General features: G+C 72.6%; 15 protein-coding genes. 7 read left to right on the top strand and 8 right to left on the bottom strand.

Annotated elements, in window-relative coordinates; genetic code table 11:
- The first annotated feature begins 70 nt into the window (after positions 1-70).
- Positions 71-592 carry a DUF6328 family protein gene (locus tag IEX22_RS00080; protein ID WP_229659649.1) on the top strand — a complete coding sequence of 174 codons (522 nt, stop codon included), beginning with the start codon at positions 71-73 and terminating at the stop codon, positions 590-592.
- 17 nt (positions 593-609) lie between these two features.
- Here the strand turns inward: IEX22_RS00080 and IEX22_RS00085 are convergent, their stop codons facing one another.
- Genes IEX22_RS00085 through IEX22_RS00110 form a run of 6 tightly spaced genes read right to left on the bottom strand, consistent with a single transcriptional unit; the run spans position 610 to position 5857 of the window.
- Positions 610-1485, bottom strand: coding sequence for a prenyltransferase (locus IEX22_RS00085; RefSeq protein ID WP_188664487.1), 876 nt, complete (start codon positions 1483-1485; stop codon positions 610-612).
- Entirely contained in the window at positions 1482-1847 is a 366-nt protein-coding gene (locus IEX22_RS00090) for a lycopene cyclase domain-containing protein (protein ID WP_188664490.1), read from the bottom strand. The genes IEX22_RS00085 and IEX22_RS00090 overlap by 4 nt, the downstream gene beginning before the upstream one ends.
- A complete protein-coding gene (locus tag IEX22_RS00095) occupies positions 1844-2215 on the bottom strand; it encodes a lycopene cyclase domain-containing protein (RefSeq protein WP_188664493.1) in 372 nt (123 codons plus the stop codon). The genes IEX22_RS00090 and IEX22_RS00095 overlap by 4 nt, the downstream gene beginning before the upstream one ends.
- The gene (gene crtI, locus IEX22_RS00100) at positions 2212-3861 is read right to left on the bottom strand and encodes a phytoene desaturase family protein (protein WP_188664496.1); all 1650 of its coding nucleotides are present in this window, start codon (positions 3859-3861) and stop codon (positions 2212-2214) included. Before crtI ends, IEX22_RS00095 begins: the two co-directional genes overlap by 4 nt.
- A complete protein-coding gene (locus IEX22_RS00105) occupies positions 3858-4769 on the bottom strand; it encodes a phytoene/squalene synthase family protein (RefSeq protein ID WP_188664499.1) in 912 nt (303 codons plus the stop codon). The genes crtI and IEX22_RS00105 overlap by 4 nt, the downstream gene beginning before the upstream one ends.
- Complete coding sequence (locus IEX22_RS00110) at positions 4766-5857, bottom strand: polyprenyl synthetase family protein (protein WP_188664502.1); 1092 nt, start codon at positions 5855-5857, stop codon at positions 4766-4768. The genes IEX22_RS00105 and IEX22_RS00110 overlap by 4 nt, the downstream gene beginning before the upstream one ends.
- A 57-nt stretch (positions 5858-5914) precedes the next feature.
- On the opposite strand from IEX22_RS00110, the gene idi reads away from it, so the two are divergent.
- Complete coding sequence (gene idi, locus IEX22_RS00115) at positions 5915-6502, top strand: isopentenyl-diphosphate Delta-isomerase (RefSeq protein ID WP_188664505.1); 588 nt, start codon at positions 5915-5917, stop codon at positions 6500-6502.
- A 4-nt stretch (positions 6503-6506) separates the two neighbouring features.
- On the opposite strand, the gene IEX22_RS00120 is transcribed toward idi, so the two are convergent.
- Positions 6507-7151 (bottom strand): MarR family winged helix-turn-helix transcriptional regulator, encoded by a 645-nt coding sequence (locus IEX22_RS00120; RefSeq protein WP_188664508.1) that lies wholly within the window; start codon positions 7149-7151, stop codon positions 6507-6509.
- 56 nt (positions 7152-7207) lie between these two features.
- Here IEX22_RS00120 and IEX22_RS00125 point away from each other — a divergent pair, with 56 nt between their 5' ends.
- The 5 genes from IEX22_RS00125 (at position 7208) to IEX22_RS00145 (ending at position 14178) form a co-directional block, all read left to right on the top strand.
- Positions 7208-8647, top strand: coding sequence for an amidase (locus IEX22_RS00125; RefSeq protein ID WP_306464411.1), 1440 nt, complete (start codon positions 7208-7210; stop codon positions 8645-8647).
- Positions 8648-8710: 63 nt separating this feature from the next.
- Positions 8711-10189: a peptide MFS transporter gene (locus tag IEX22_RS00130; RefSeq protein WP_188664510.1), complete on the top strand. Its 1479-nt coding sequence runs from the start codon at positions 8711-8713 to the stop codon at positions 10187-10189.
- 95 nt (positions 10190-10284) lie between these two features.
- Positions 10285-11346, top strand: coding sequence for an LLM class flavin-dependent oxidoreductase (locus tag IEX22_RS00135; protein WP_229659650.1), 1062 nt, complete (start codon positions 10285-10287; stop codon positions 11344-11346).
- A gap of 74 nt (positions 11347-11420) precedes the next feature.
- Positions 11421-13070, top strand: a complete 1650-nt coding sequence (gene pgm / locus IEX22_RS00140; protein ID WP_188664524.1) for a phosphoglucomutase (alpha-D-glucose-1,6-bisphosphate-dependent) — start codon at positions 11421-11423, stop codon at positions 13068-13070.
- Between the two features lie 106 nt (positions 13071-13176).
- Positions 13177-14178: a metallophosphoesterase gene (locus IEX22_RS00145; RefSeq protein WP_188664527.1), complete on the top strand. Its 1002-nt coding sequence runs from the start codon at positions 13177-13179 to the stop codon at positions 14176-14178.
- Positions 14179-14202: 24 nt separating this feature from the next.
- Here IEX22_RS00145 and IEX22_RS00150 read toward each other — a convergent pair whose 3' ends face one another.
- Positions 14203-14823 carry a malonic semialdehyde reductase gene (locus IEX22_RS00150; protein WP_188664530.1) on the bottom strand — a complete coding sequence of 207 codons (621 nt, stop codon included), beginning with the start codon at positions 14821-14823 and terminating at the stop codon, positions 14203-14205.
- Positions 14824-14922: the final 99 nt, after the last annotated feature.

Here is a 14922-nt window from a genome sequence, read left to right on the forward strand (position 1 = left end):
TGACGGCGCGGGGCTTGCGACAATGGGGGCGACGACGTCCACCCGACCCACCTGTCCGCGAGGAGGCCCCGTGTCCCACGAGTCCGGCATCGCCCCCAGAGCGCAACACGACCCCGGCCGTGAGGAGACCGCCGAGGAACGGGCGGACCGGAACTGGAACGAACTGCTCCAGGAGATCCGGGTGATGCAGATCGGCGTCCAGATCATCACGGGGTTCCTGCTGACGCTGCCGTTCCAGCAGCGCTTCACCCAGCTGGACGGCACCGGCCTCGCGCTCTACCTCGGCCTCGTGGTCCTCGCCTGCCTGACGACGGCGGTGATGCTCGCCCCGGTGAGCCTGCACCGGCTGCTGTTCCGCCACCACCACAAGCCGCTGCTGGTCAGCAACGGCGACACCCTGATCAAGGTGATGGTCGGGGGCATCGCCCTGATGCTGACCGGCTGCCTGACGTTCATCGTGCACGTGGTGATCGGACCCGGTGCGGGCTGGATCGCCGGTGGCGTCCTCGCCGTCGTGCTGGTGCTGATCCTGCTGGTCTACCCGCTGGCGGTCGGCCGGTACGCGAGCCGGGCGCACGACGCCGGGTCCTGACGGGGACCCTCACCGGCTCAGCGACTCACCGCCCACCAGATCAACAGCAGCGTGACGAGGAAGCCGGTCACGTAGTTCAGCCAGAGGAAGGTGTGCCAGCCGGCGTTGGTCCGCTCCGCCGTCGTGTCCGTGACCGAGCGGAACCGCAGCACGTTGGCGATGTACGGCACCGCCAGCAGTGCCGCGAGCGGTCCCGGCGGCGTCGTGGCCAGCAGCAGCACCCCGGCGAGCAGGTAGACCACGGCGGCGAACCAGACCGTCGGGCGGGCGCCGATCACGGTGGCCACCGAGCCGAGCCCGGCCTCCCGGTCCGGTCCGATGTCCTGCACCGCTCCGAACGCCTGGCTGGCCACGCCCCAGCAGAAGAACGCTGCCACCAGGGCCAGCAGGGCCGGCGTCCACGTCGCGTGCGCCACGGTCAACCCGAACACCGCCGGGGAGACGAAGTGGGTGCTGGAGGTGACGGAGTCGACGAACGCGCGCTCCTTGAACCGCAGCCGCGGTGCGCTGTAGGCGACGACGGCGAACAGGCTCACCGTCAGCACCAGCGCCGCCACCGGGCCCGAGACCGCGTACAGGTACACGACGAACGGCAGGCACGCGAGCACGGCCGCCCACAGGGTCGCCCGGTGCACGGAGGGATCCAGCACGGCACCCTCGACGCCGCCCTTGCGCGGGTTGCGCAGGTCGCTCTCGTAGTCGAAGACGTCGTTGATGCCGTACATCGCCAGGTTGTACGGGATCAGGAAGAAGACCGTGCCGACGACGAGGGTGACGTCGATCCGGCCGGCGGTCAGCAGGTAGGCCGCCGCGAAAGGGTAGGCGGTGTTCACCCACGACAGGGGCCGGGACGAGGCGAGCAGCCGGCGGGGCAGAGTGGCCGTGCCGCTCATCGCCGCGCCCCGGACCCGCGCCGGGGGCCGCCCGTCCCCAGCAGCCGCCACACGGCCGGCAGCACGAGCACGGCGCCCACGGTGTAGGCCAGGTCCTCGATCGGGGCGCGGCCCACGAGCACGCCGCTGATCCGCGCCGGGTCGTAGGCCACCAGGCCGACGCCGACGATGATCGAGTCGAACACGACCGTCAGCACGAGCATCACGGCCAGCGTGATCGCGCCCGCGACCAGGCGCGGCCGGCGGACCCGTCCGACACGGCCCCGCGCGTCGGACGTGCGCCGGTTCACCAGCCGGTGCGCGACGAGCGCGAAGACCCCCGCGAGCACCAGCACGACGAGGTTGAGCGCGGTGTAGGTCATCGCGCCCCCCGTGCCCGCTCGCGGTCCCCGGCGTCGGGCCGCCCCGCCCGGCCGTCGGCCAGCAGCCGGGTCGCGAGCGCCCACAGGTCCATGGTCAGCCAGGCCAGGAACGTGAGGAACAGCAGCTCCTCGACGGGGAACTCGGGCCCGAGCAGGATGCCGCTCAGGAACGGCCCCTCCCCGCGGAAGAACACGCCCAGCCCGATGCCGGCGACGTCCCACGCCACGAAGAACAGCACCCCCGCGAGCAGGGTGAGCAGCGCCCGCACCGGCTCCCCGGAGAACACGAACAGCCGCCAGCGGGCATCGACCGCGGCCATCGCGGCCAGCCCGGCGAGCAGGCAGGCCCCGTAGAGCAGTCCGGTCACCGGCGGCCCACCCGGAACGACGCGGCGTCCAGGGGCGCACGCAGCGGGACCGTCGAGAGGTCACCGTGCAGCCGCTTGACCACGTTCTCGGCGCTGATCAGGCACATCGGCAGGCCCACGCCGGGCTGGGTGCTCGAGCCGCAGTACGCCAGGCCGTCCACGCGGGAGCTGACCACCGGTCCACGCAGGAACGCGCTCTGCCGCAGCGTGTGCGCGGGGCCGAGCGACGTGCCGCTCCAGGCGTTCAGGTCCGCGGCGAAGTCCCCGGGGCCGATCACCCGGCGCGTCACGATCCGCTCCGCCAGGTCCGGCACGTCCAGGTCGGCGGCCAGCTGCGCGATCATCCGGTCCGCCGCGGCCTCCAGTCCCGGGTCCCCGGCGCCGCCGACACCGCCACGGCCCAGGCCCGGGTCCGCGGGCACCGGGACGAGGACGAACAGGTTCTCGTGGCCCGGCGGGGCCGCATCGGGGTCGGTGGCCGACGTGCGGGACACGTACATCGACGCCGGCTCGGGGATGCGCTTCTCGCGGCCGAAGATGGCGTCGAAGTTCGCGTCCCAGTCCTCGGTGAACACCAGCGTGTGGTGGGCCAGCTGGGGCAGCTCGCCACGCACGCCGAGCAGCAGCAGCACGGCGCCGGGGCCGGGCAGGCGTCGTCGCCAGAACCGCTCGGGCAGGGTCTGCAGCTCTCGAGGCAGCAGCGCCGTCTCGGTGTGGTGCAGGTCCGCCGCGCTGATCACGGCGTCGGCGGCGAGGTGGTGCTCCGCCCCGTCGGCGGTGCGGTACCGCACCCCGGTGACCCGGGCCCGCCGCCGCCCGCCGACCCCGCCCGCACGGACGGGTTCCGTGCCGATGGCCGTCACGGTGGCACCGGTGCGGATGGACGCGCCCGCCTCACGCGTGAGCCGTTCGACCGCGTCGATGAGGGCCGCGAAACCGCCGCGCGGGTAGAACACGCCGTCCTGCAGATCGAGGTGGGAGAGCAGGTGGTAGAGACTCGGCGTGCGGTCCGGTGCGGAGGCGAGGAAGACCGCGGGATACCCGAGCAGCTGGCGCAGCCGCCGGTCCTTCACCGTGCGGGCCGCGCGGTGCTGCAGCGACTCGGTGAGCAAGCGGGCCAGGCGCGGGAGGCCGGTGAGCACCTCGCGGTTCAGCAGAGGCCGGAACGACTGGTACGACGTGTAGAGGAAGTGGGCCAGCGCGAGCCGGTAGGCGTCGGCGGCGGAGTCCAGGTAGCGGGCGAGCCGGGCTCCGGCGCCGGGTTCGTACTCCTCGAACAGGGCCATCGCCCGCTCCCGGCCGGCCGGGATGTCCGCCGGTGGACCCCCGTCCCGGAAGTACACCCGGTAACCGGGGTCGAGCCGTTGGAGGTCCAGTTCGGCGTCGGCGCTCGAGCCCATCAGCGCGAACCAGTGGTCGAAGACCTCCGGCATGAGGTACCAGGACGGGCCCGTGTCGAACCGGAACCCGTCCGCGCTCCACCGGCCCGCCCGGCCGCCGACGCTCTCCTGCTGCTCCAGCACCGTGACCTCGTGGCCGAGCCGGGCCAGCATGCCCGCGACGGCCAGCCCGCTGATCCCGCCGCCGATGACGGCGACCCGGCGGGGTGCGTCGGCCCCGGCCGTCCCGGCGGTCCCGGCGGTCACGCGGCGCCTCGGCGCGCACCGACGACGGCGCCCGCGACGATCAGCGCCTTGCGGCGGGTGGGCACGCTGACGCGCGTGGTCAGCAGGTGCGCCGCGGGGGTGCGCCGCAACCGAGCGTTGAGCTCCGCGAACAGGTCGTGGGCGGCGAGCACCGCCGCGCGGCTGCCCGCCGGGAGCCGGCCGATCACGGCGCGTGCCGCCGCGAGGTCCGCGTCGATGTCGTCGACCAGTCGGCGCTTCTCCGTCTCCGTGAGCACGGTGGGATCGACGCCCGGGAAGTACCGGCGGCCCAGTGTCTGCACGTCCGCGCCGACGTCGCGCAGGAAGTTGACCTTCTGGAACGCGGCCCCGAGCCGGCGCGCGCCGGCGTCCAGCTCCGCCAGTTCGGCCGGGTCCACCGGACCGCCGTCGAAGAACGCGCGGAGGCACATCTGGCCCACCACCTCGGCGGAGCCGTGCACGTAGGCGTCGAAGCTGCCGGCGTCATGCTCGGAGCGCTGCGCATCGGTGCGCATGGACGCGAAGAACGGCCTCGTCAGCTCCGGGCCGATGCCGGTGCGGCGCGCGGTCAGGGCGAAGGCGTGCACGACGACGTTCGCGCTGTACCCGGTGCGCAGGGCCTCCTCGGTCTGGGCCTGCAGCTCGTCCAGGGCGGCGAGGACGGCCGCGTCGTCGAGCCCGTGCTCGGTCCCCACCCCGTCCACCGCCTCGTCCGCCACCCGGACCAGGGCGTAGATGTTGCGCACGTGCCGCCGCAGCGGTGCGGCCAGCAGCCGGCTGGCCGCACCGAACGACGTCGAGTACCGGCCGATCACGACGGCGGCGGCGCGCTGAGCGACGTCGTCGTACCGGGCGGCGGAATCCCGGCGCAGCCGCGCGTCGTCGGGCCCCTCGACGTGCGCGGTCATCGGACCCGGTCGATCGCGGCGTCGATGAGCACCTCCAGGTCCGCGCGCAGGGCGGCCGGCAGCGCCGAGCCGATGACGGCGTGGCGGGCGCGTTCCGCGTGCTCCCGGGCCATCGCCTCGACGTAGGCGCGGGAGCCGGAGCGGTCGAGGAAGCCCCGCAGGGCGTCCACGTCCGAGCGCGCCCCCGCCCCCAGCAGCAGCGGTGCGACCTCCGACCAGCCGGCCTGCCGGGAGGCGTGGGAGAGGAGCAGGGTGTGCTTGATGGCGGTCAGGTCGCCGGTGGTCGTCTTGCCGGTCGCGGACTCGACGCCGAACACCCCCAGCAGGTCGTCGACGAGCTGGTAGGCGGTGCCGACGTCCTGCCCGATCCGGCACAGCAGCTCCCGGTCCGCCTCGGGCGCGCCGGCGAGCACCGCCCCGGCCTGCAGCGGCACGTCGAAGGAATAGATGGCCGTCTTCAGCAGCGCGGTCTGCAGCACCACCTCGGCGGCCGGGATGCGCAGGTGCCCGGAGTACTCGACGTCGAGCAGCTCCCCCGCGGCGGCCGCGTGCACGGCCGCGTCCATCAGGTCCAGGAGCACGGGCAGCTCCCGCGCCCGCGTGGAGGCGACCAGCCGGTAGGCGGCGGCGAGTGCGACGTCGCCGGCGATGATGGCGGCGGCCTGACCGCGTTCGGTGGCGGCGACGGCGTCGAACCCCTCGTCGGTGGCCCGGTGCCGGTAGATGCCGGCGACGTTGGGCTTGCCGCGACGGACGAAGTCGTGGTCGATGACGTCGTCGTGGGTCACCAGGGCGGTGTGCAGCAGCTCGAGCGCGGCGGCGGTGACGACGGCCGGGTCGTCGGCCGACCAGGCCGCCTCGTCGTGCGCGTCCCGGCGCGGCCCCGCGTACCCGTCCACGACGGAGAGCAGCAACCGGGGCCGGACCCGCTTGCCGCCGGACGCCGACGAGGCGAGGGCGTCCCACAGGTGACCCACGGTGGCCGGAAGGCCCGCCGTACCGGCCCGGCCGCGGGCGAAGAACGTGGTCAGCACCTCGTCGACCGCACCGAGGAACTGCGTCTCGCCCGACTCCGTGACCACCGTCATGACTCCATTCAACAGCACCTCTCTCGAATATCGAGAAGGCGATCTAGGATCGGACCCATGGACACCTCCGTCGACACGTCCGCCGTGCCCGCGGACACGGCCGAGTTGGTGGTGCTGCTGGACCGCGAGCACCGGCCCTCCGGCGTGGCGCGCAAGGCGGAGGTCCACACGCGGGACACCGCCCTGCATCTGGCGTTCTCGTGCTGGGTGTTCGACGCCGCCGGCCGGGTGCTGCTGACTCGGCGGGCGCTGGGGAAGGTCGCCTGGCCCGGTGTGTGGACCAACGCGTTCTGCGGGCACCCGGCGCCCGGGGAGGCGATGGCGGACGCGGTGCGACGCCGCGCCCGGCGGGAACTCGGCGTCGCGGTCGCGGACCTGGCGGTGGCACTGCCGGACTTCTCGTATCGGGCGGTGGACGCGAGCGGCATCGTCGAGCACGAGGTCTGCCCCGTCTACACCGCGGTACTCGACGGCGGCCTCGACCCGCGCGCCGACGAGGTGATGGACGTCGCGTGGGCCGAACCGGGCCGGCTGCTCGACGCCGTCGCGGCCATCCCGTTCGCGTTCAGCCCGTGGCTGGTGGAGCAGGCGCCGTTGCTGGCGGCCGCCCGGCCCGAACGGTTCACCGCGCCGGTCATCGGCTGATCGCTCAGGCGTCGCGAGCCCGGCCGTCTGCCGGTAGCCCGTCGACCGGTACCGCGCCGGTGCCGGTGCTCGCGTTGCCGGCGTTCCCGTTCCTGGCGCTCCCGTTCGCGGTGGCGGAGCCGTTGGCCCGCACCGGCCCGCCGGCGTCCGCGGTCGCGGCGGTGATGTCCCCGATCATCCGGCCGAACAGTTCCAGCTCGGCGGGGGTGTACCGGTCGAAGACCTCCATCAGGGCGTGATCGAGGGGATCGAACAGTTCCGCCGCCACCCGGCGGCCCGTGTCGTTGGCGTGCAGGGCGACCCGGCGGGCGTCCGACCGGGCCGTGCCGCGGTCCAGGTGCCCCGCCTCGCAGAGCCGGTCCACCAGCGCGGTGACCGACGACGACGACAGGCCGAGCATGGTGCCGAGCCGCCCAGGCGTCATCTCCTCGTCCCGGCGTTCCGCCTCGACGACGGCGGAGACGGCATGCATGTCGGTGCGCCGCACCCCCGCACGGCGCCGCATCCGGGCGCCGTAGTACTCCAGCTCCGACGTCATCCGCTGCAGCAGCAGCAACAGGGGGTACCCGGGGCGACGGGCGATGGACCGCTGCCGGCGGTCCGGGCGCTCGACAGCGCCGTCCGGGCTCTGTCGAACTGACGTGTGCATAGGGCACATGATAGAGACTCCGACGCCGTCCGGGCCCTCCGCTAGCCTCGGGAGCGATGATGGATTCACTCTCCGCCCTCTCCGCGCTCGCCCTGCGGGACGGTCTCGCCGCAGGTCAGCTGAGCGCCCGGGAGGTCACCGCCCATTTCCTGGGGGTGATCGAGGCGCGCGATCCGGGCCTCGGGGCGTTCGTCACGGTGACGGCGGAGCAGGCGATGCGCGACGCCGCCGACCTGGACGACCGATTCGCACGCGGCGGCCCCGTGGGTGCCCTGCACGGGCTGCCCCTGGGGATCAAGGACCTCACCGACGTCGCGGGCGTGCCCACCGGTCACGGGTCCGCGGCGGTGACACCGACCGTCGCCACGGCGGACGCCCCGCTGGTCGCGACGCTGCGGCGTGCCGGCGTCGTCCTCGTCGGCAAGACCCAGGTCCCGGAGTTCGGGCTGAGCTGCCACAGCGGGAACCGCGTCCACTCCCCGGCCCGGCTGCCGCAGGACCCGCGGCTGAGCCCCGGCGGTTCGTCCGGCGGCAGCGCGGCCGCCGTCGCGGCGGGGATGCTGCCGTTCGCCGTCGGCACCGACGGGGGCGGCTCGGTGCGGATCCCGGCCGCCGCCTGCGGGCTGGTCGGGCTCAAGCCGAACCGGGGTCGCGTGGCGACGGCGTCGGGCCAGGCGGACCTCGGCCGGCTGGTCGTCGCCGGCCCCATCGCCCGGGACGCCGCCGACGCGGCCCTGCTGCTGGACTCCCTCGCCGCCGACACCAACCACCGCGCGCTGAGCGCCGCGCCCGGTTCGTTCTCCTCCGTCCGGTCGCCGGGCCCCCTGCGGATCGGCGTGACCACGGCCTCGCCGTTCGCGTCCGCCTACGAGCTGCCGATCGCGCCCGCGGCCCACGCCGCGCTGGACGCCGCGATCACGGCGCTCGACGCGGCGGGCCACCGGCTCGAGGACCTCGACCCGCACTGGGACCCGCGCTACCCCGACGCGTTCGCCACCACCTGGACCACCCCGATGGGGCTGCCGGACCTGGACGACGGCGCGGAGGCGCGGCTGACCCCGCTGGCCCGCGAGTTCCGCGCCCGCGCCCGCCACCGTCCGGCCACCGAGCTGGCCCGCGCCCTGGACGTGCTGCGGCAGATCGAGTGGGACACCGTCGCCGCGTTCGCGCCCTACGACGTCGTCCTCACCCCGGCCCTGGCGGACACCCCGCGGCCGATCGGCTGGTACACGGGCGCGGACTGGGACGTCGACGCCGACACCGACTACCGGCGGCAGTGCCAGTACACCCCCTGGACGTCCGTGCTCAACGTCGTCGGCCTGCCCGCGATCACGGCGACGACGCACTGGACAGCACCTGATCCAGCGGCCGGACCCGACGCTGCCTCGCTGCCGATGGGCGTGCAACTGATCGGCCGGCCGAGCGGCGAATCGACGCTGCTGGCGCTGGCCGATCTGCTGCACCGAGCCGGCCCGGAGGACGCCGCCCACGGGTGATCTCGGCCACATCCGTCGGGTGCCGGACAGGCCTTGCGGTGCGACCGGTGTCACGATAGAAGGATGAGCTCATCCACGACGTCCTCCACGCCGGGTGCTCCGGCACCCACGGAGGGCCCCACTTTCCTCGGTCAGCCCCGCATGCTGGCCAACGTCTTCAGCGTCGAGCTGTGGGAGCGTTTCTCCTTCTACGGCATGCAGGCCGTCGTCCTGCTGTACATGTACTTCGCGGTGGACCAGGGCGGCCTCGGCGGGGACCGGACCGCAGCCGTCGGCATCATGGGTGCCTACGGCGGCGGCGTCTACCTCTCCACGATCCTCGGCGCCTGGGTGGCCGACCGGCTGCTCGGTTCCGAGCGGGTGCTGTTCATCAGCGCCGTCCTGATCATGCTCGGGCACATCGCCCTCGCCGTGCTGCCCGGCTGGGCCGGCGTCGGCGTCGGGCTCCTCCTCGTGGCCATCGGCAGCGGCGGGCTCAAGGCCAACGCCACCTCGATCGTCGGCACGCTCTACGCGGCCGGCGACGAACGGCGAGACGCCGGGTTCTCGATCTTCTACATGGGCATCAACATCGGTGCCCTGTTCGGGCCGCTCCTCACCGGCCTGGTCCGGGACACCGTCGGCTTCCACTGGGCGTTCGCCCTCGCCGCCGTCGGCATGGCGATCGGCCTCGTCCAGTACGGGCTGACCCGGAAGAACCTGCCCGCCGAGGCCGGCCACGTGCCCAACCCCCTGCCGCGGAACCGGTACGGTCTCGCCGTGGGCATCGCCGCCGCCGCGATCGTCGTCATCGTCGTCGCCGTGCTCACCGGTCTGATCACTCCCGGCAACCTCGCCACCCTGGTGGTGATCGCGACGATCGTCGCGGCCGTCGCCTACTTCGCCGTCATCCTCTCGTCGAACCTGACGCCCACCGAGCGCCGCCGCGTGTACGCGTTCATCCCGATCTTCATCGCCAGCGCGGTGTTCTGGTCGCTGTACCAGCAGCAGTTCTCGATGCTGACGATCTACTCGGACACCCGCCTGAACCGGAACCTGTTCGGCTGGGAGATGCCGATCGAGTGGGTCCAGTCGATCAACCCGGTGTTCATCATCGTGCTCTCCGGCGTGTTCGCGGCCCTGTGGACCCGGCTCGGTGCCCGGCAGCCGTCGACGCCGACGAAGTTCACGCTCTCGCTCGTCATCATGGGCGTCGCGTTCCTGGCGTTCCTGCCGTTCGTCGGCACCGGCACCAACGGCACCCCGCTGCTGGTGATCGCGTTCATCCTGCTGCTGTTCACCTTTGCGGAACTGCTGCTGTCCCCCATCGGGCTCTCGGTCACCACGAAGCTCGCTCCCGAGCGGTTCCGCACCCAGATGGTGGCCCTGTTCTTCCTCTCGGTGGCGCTCGGCAGCTCGATGGCCGGGATCCTGGCCGGCCACTACGACCCCACGAACGAGGCGCCGTACTTCGCCGTCATCGGCGGCGTCTGCATCGTGGTGGGCGTCCTGCTCGGCCTGGCGATCAAGCCCATCCGCAAGCTGATGAGCGGCGTGCACTGACCCGTTGCCGTGGCGCCGTTCGCGGCGCCGACGCGGTGGCTCGCGCTGAACGCCGGAGGGCGGCCGGAATATCCCGGTCGCCCTCCGGCGTTTTCATGCGCATGAATGCAGGTCACCCCACGCGCATCGGTTTCCTCTCGTTCGGTCACTGGCACCCGTCCGGTCCGCACACGCGGTCCGCCGCGGACGCCCTGATCCAGTCGATCGAGCTCGCCGTCGCCGCCGAGGAGCTCGGCATCGACGGGGCGTACTTCCGGGTGCACCACTTCGAGCGCCAGCTCGCCGCCCCGTACCCGCTGCTGGCCGCGATCGGCGCCCGGACGAGCCGGATCGAGATCGGCACCGGGGTGATCGACATGCGCTACGAGAACCCGCTCTACGCTGCCGAGGAGGCCGGCGCGGCGGACCTCATCGCCGGCGGTCGCCTGCAGCTGGGCATCAGCCGCGGCACGCCGTCGCCCGCACTGAACGGCTACGAGGCGTTCGGGTACGTGCCTGCCGAGGGCACCACCGACGCCGACCTGGCCCGCCAGCACACCGCCGTGTTCCGCGCCGCGATCGCCGGGGCCGGCGTCGCCCACTCCGATCCCCGGACCACCGGCCGGTCCGACGCCGTCGTGGGGCTGCAGCCGCTCTCCCCCGGGCTGGGCGACCGGATCTGGTGGGGTTCGGGCACCCGCTCCTCCGCCGTGTGGGCGGCGCAGCAGGGCATGAACCTGATGTCCTCGACGCTGCTCACCGAGGACACCGGTGTGCCGTTCGATCAAGCACAGGCCGAGCAGATCGCCCAGTTCCGCGCTGCGTGGGCCGAGGCCGGCTGGGACCGCGAACCACGGGTCTCCGTGAGCCGCAGCGTCATCCCCCTGGTCACCGACGAGGACCGGATGTACTTCGGCGACCGTGACGGCGCCGAGGGTGACCAGGTCGGCTACGTCGATGCCCAGACCCTCGCCCGGTTCGGGCCGTCGTTCACCGGGGAGCCGGACGTGATCGCCGCACAGCTGGCGAACGACGCCGCCGTGCAGGCCGCGGACACGCTGCTGCTGACCGTGCCGAACCAGCTCGGCGTCGACTACAACACGCGGATGCTCAGCACCATCGCCGAGCACGTCGCCCCGGCCATCGGCTGGCACCCGGCGACGGTCGCGGCGGGCTGACGGCTCGCGACGCGGGGCTCCCGTCACGCCGGCCCCCTGTTGACGCCGTCGCCCGCTCTGACATGCTTGGACGCATGGCAAACCGTGCGGGCACCGTGGCCCTCCCCAGCGACCTGATCGACGTGTCCGCTCTGCTGGACGCGTACTACGACCGCAAGCCGGACCTCTCCGATCCGGCCCAGCGGGTGGCGTTCGGCACCTCGGGGCACCGGGGGTCCAGCCTGAAGAACGCCTTCAACGAGGCGCACATCGCCGCGATCACCCAGGCGATCGTCGAGTACCGCGCCGGGCAGAACATCACCGGACCGCTGTTCCTGGCCAAGGACACCCACGCCCTGTCCGATCCCGCCCAGAACACGGCGCTGGAGGTGCTGGCGGCGAACGGTGTGCGGACGCTGATCGACGCCCGGGACGGCTACACGCCCACCCCGGCGCTCAGCCACGCCATCCTCACCTGGAACCGGGGCGGGGAGCACGCGGAGACGGCCGACGGCATCGTCGTCACCCCGAGCCACAACCCGCCGGCCGACGGCGGGTTCAAGTACAACCCGCCGAACGGCGGCCCGGCGGACACCGACGCCACCGGCTGGATCGCGAACCGCGCCAACGACCTGCTCGCGGAGGACAACCGCGGCGTCAAGCGGATCCCCATCGAGCAGGCCCGCACGGCCGACGTCGTCGGCACCTACGACTTCCTGGCCGGCTACGTCGACGACCTTCCGCAGGTCCTCGACCTGGAGGCCATCCGGAGCTCGGGCCTGCGGATCGGCGCGGATCCGCTCGGCGGCGCCTCCGTCGACTACTGGGCCGCGATCGGGGAGCGGCACGGGTTGAACCTGACCGTCGTCAACCCCGTCGTGGACCCGCAGTGGGCGTTCATGACGCTGGACTGGGACGAGAAGATCCGGATGGACTGCTCCTCCCCGTACGCGATGGCCTCGCTGATCGGCAAGGCCGGCGACTACGACATCGCGACCGGGAACGACGCCGACGCCGACCGGCACGGCATCGTGTGCGCCGGCCCGGACGGCGCGCGGGCGTTGATGAACCCCAACCACTACCTCGCGGTCGCCATCGACTACCTGTTCCGGCACCGCGACGGGTGGCCGGCGACGTCCGCGATCGGCAAGACGCTCGTCTCGTCGTCCATCATCGACAAGGTCGCGGCCAGCACCGGCCGGACGCTGATCGAGGTGCCGGTGGGCTTCAAGTGGTTCGTCTCCGGCCTGCTCGACGGCGGCATCGCGTTCGGCGGCGAGGAGTCGGCGGGCGCGTCGTTCCTCACCCGGGACGGGCAGCCCTGGTCCACCGACAAGGACGGCATCCTCCTGTGCCTGCTCGCCTCCGAGATCACCGCCGTCACCGGCAAGACCCCGGCCGTGCGCTACGGCGAACTGACCGCGGAGTTCGGCGACCCGGTGTACGCCCGGATCGATGCGGCGGCCAGCCGGGAGCAGAAGGCCAAGCTGGGCAAGCTCAGCCCGGAGCAGGTGACGGCGGACTCCCTGGCCGGTGACCCGATCACGGCGAAGCTGACCGAGGCCCCCGGCAACGGCGCCCCGATCGGCGGGCTGAAGGTCACCACCGGCCGGGCGTGGTTCGCGGCCCGCCCGTCGGGCACGGAGGACGTCTACAAGATCTACGCGGAGTCCTTCGTCGGCGCGGACCACCTGACCGAGGTGCAGGCCGAAGCCAAGAAACTGGTGGACTCGGTCATCTCCTGACCTGCGGGGCCGTTCGGGCCGTTCCCTCGGCGCGCATCAGGGGTTACCCTCGATCCCGTCGACCGTGACGTGATCGTCATCCCTGCTCTCACCCCGGGGAGTCCCCATGAGCACCAGGTCCGTTCTCTCCGCATCCGTCGTCGCGGCGCTGCTGCTCGTCGGTCTCGGCGCGCCGAGCGTGGCCCAGGCGAGACCACCGGCCGCACCGTCGGCGGCGGCCCCCACCGTGGTCCCGGCCGCCGACACCGACTTCAGCTTCGCGGTGTACCCGGACACCCAGCAGGAGGTCTTCTCCACGGGCACCTTCATCGGCCGCACGAACTGGCTGATCGCCAACCGGAAGGCGCTGGATCTGCGGTTCGTCCTGCACACCGGCGACGTCGTCAACTGGGGGGACAAGGCGCCGGCCCAGTTCACCATCGCCAGCGCCGCGATGGCCCCGCTCGAGAAGGCGGGCATCCCGTACGAGCTGACCATCGGCAACCACGACACGGCGGCGGTATGCCCCGGCGGCGGAGGATGCCCGGGCAAGGACGTGCGGGTGACCGTCCGGGACACCACCGCGTTCAACCGGTACTTCCCCACCACCCGGTTCCCCGGCGCGGGGTTCTTCGAGAAGGGCAAGGTGGACAACTCGTACCGCACGTTCGACGCCGGTGGACTCAAGTGGCTCGTGATCAACCTCGAACTGTGGGCCCGTCCCGCGGCCATCGAGTGGGCCCGGAGCGTCGTCGCCACGCACCCGCGGCACAACGTCATCGTCCAGACCCACTCGTACCTCAAGGCGGACGGCGGCATCAGCGGAAGCGCGGGCTATGGGTACAGCTCCCCGAGCTACCTGTGGAACCGGCTGATCCGCCAGTACGCGAACATCCGGTTCGTCTTCTCCGGGCACACCGGCCAGTCCGCGTACCGCACCGACGTCGGCAACCACGGCAACAAGATCGTCTCGATGCTCGGAACGTTCCACTCGAACACCACCAATCCGGTGCGGATCGTCACCGTGCACACGGCCGTCGGCACCGTGGGCACCCGCGTCTACGGCCCGAAGGGAAACGTGTCCTTCCCCTACAACGCCTCGTTCACGGGGATGAAGTACGTCAAGTGAGGCCGCTGCCTCAGGGGACGGGCGTCAGAGCGTCGTCGTGGCGTCCTCGAAGGAGAACCGCGGCTTGGCCGGGCCCCACGCGTCCTCGGCGGCGTGGCCGATGTTGATCACGGCGAACGACTTCTGCGAGCCGTCCGGGAAGAAGTCGGCGTCCAGGCCCGCGGCGTCGAAGCCGCTCATCGGGCCGGCGTCCAGGCCGAGCGCGCGGACGGCGAGCACGAAGTAACCGGCCTGCATGTTGGCGTTGTTGTTGGCGATCTGGTGGCTGAGGGCCTCGTTCGCGGCGAAGTTCTCCGCCATCGGCGCGGTGCGCTCGGGCATCCCCGGCATGAAGTCGTCGAAGCGGCGGTGCCAGCGGGTGTCGTAGGACAGGACGGCGACGACGGGCGCGGCGACGGTCTTCGCCTGGTTGCCGCGGGCCATGTGGCGGACGAGGCGCTCGCGGGGCTCACCGTCGCGCACCCAGGTGACGCGCAGCGGCTGGCTGTTGAAGGCGGTCGGGCCCATCTTGGCCAGGTCCCAGATGGCGCGCAGCTGCTCATCGGTGACGATGTCGTCGGTGAAGGTGTTGGCGGTGCGTCCCTCACGGAACAGCAGGTCGGCGGCGTGCTCGTCCAGCACGGTCTCGGCGATCTGAGTGGTCATGGTGTCCTCCTGCGCTGTCATGACTGATCCACCCCGCGTCAACCGGCGGGGGCGGACCCCGGATTCCCCGGCCCGGCTGTCGGCTTCGTCACACGGCCG

Source organism: Tersicoccus solisilvae (assembly GCF_014643255.1).
GTDB lineage: Bacteria > Actinomycetota > Actinomycetes > Actinomycetales > Micrococcaceae > Tersicoccus > Tersicoccus solisilvae.

Bases quoted from the DNA above. Each gene is read 5' to 3' on its own strand.
- IEX22_RS00085 (WP_188664487.1), bottom strand. From the start codon at position 1,485: ATGAGCGGCACGGCCACTCTGCCCCGCCGGCTGCTCGCCTCGTCCCGG.
- IEX22_RS00090 (WP_188664490.1), bottom strand. From the start codon at position 1,847: ATGACCTACACCGCGCTCAACCTCGTCGTGCTGGTGCTCGCGGGGGTC.
- IEX22_RS00105 (WP_188664499.1), bottom strand. From the start codon at position 4,769: ATGACCGCGCACGTCGAGGGGCCCGACGACGCGCGGCTGCGCCGGGAT.
- IEX22_RS00110 (WP_188664502.1), bottom strand. From the start codon at position 5,857: ATGACGGTGGTCACGGAGTCGGGCGAGACGCAGTTCCTCGGTGCGGTC.
- idi (WP_188664505.1), top strand. From the start codon at position 5,915: ATGGACACCTCCGTCGACACGTCCGCCGTGCCCGCGGACACGGCCGAG.
- IEX22_RS00120 (WP_188664508.1), bottom strand. From the start codon at position 7,151: ATGCACACGTCAGTTCGACAGAGCCCGGACGGCGCTGTCGAGCGCCCG.
- IEX22_RS00125 (WP_306464411.1), top strand. From the start codon at position 7,208: ATGATGGATTCACTCTCCGCCCTCTCCGCGCTCGCCCTGCGGGACGGT.
- IEX22_RS00130 (WP_188664510.1), top strand. From the start codon at position 8,711: ATGAGCTCATCCACGACGTCCTCCACGCCGGGTGCTCCGGCACCCACG.
- IEX22_RS00135 (WP_229659650.1), top strand. From the start codon at position 10,285: ATGCGCATGAATGCAGGTCACCCCACGCGCATCGGTTTCCTCTCGTTC.
- pgm (WP_188664524.1), top strand. From the start codon at position 11,421: ATGGCAAACCGTGCGGGCACCGTGGCCCTCCCCAGCGACCTGATCGAC.
- IEX22_RS00145 (WP_188664527.1), top strand. From the start codon at position 13,177: ATGAGCACCAGGTCCGTTCTCTCCGCATCCGTCGTCGCGGCGCTGCTG.
- IEX22_RS00150 (WP_188664530.1), bottom strand. From the start codon at position 14,823: ATGACCACTCAGATCGCCGAGACCGTGCTGGACGAGCACGCCGCCGAC.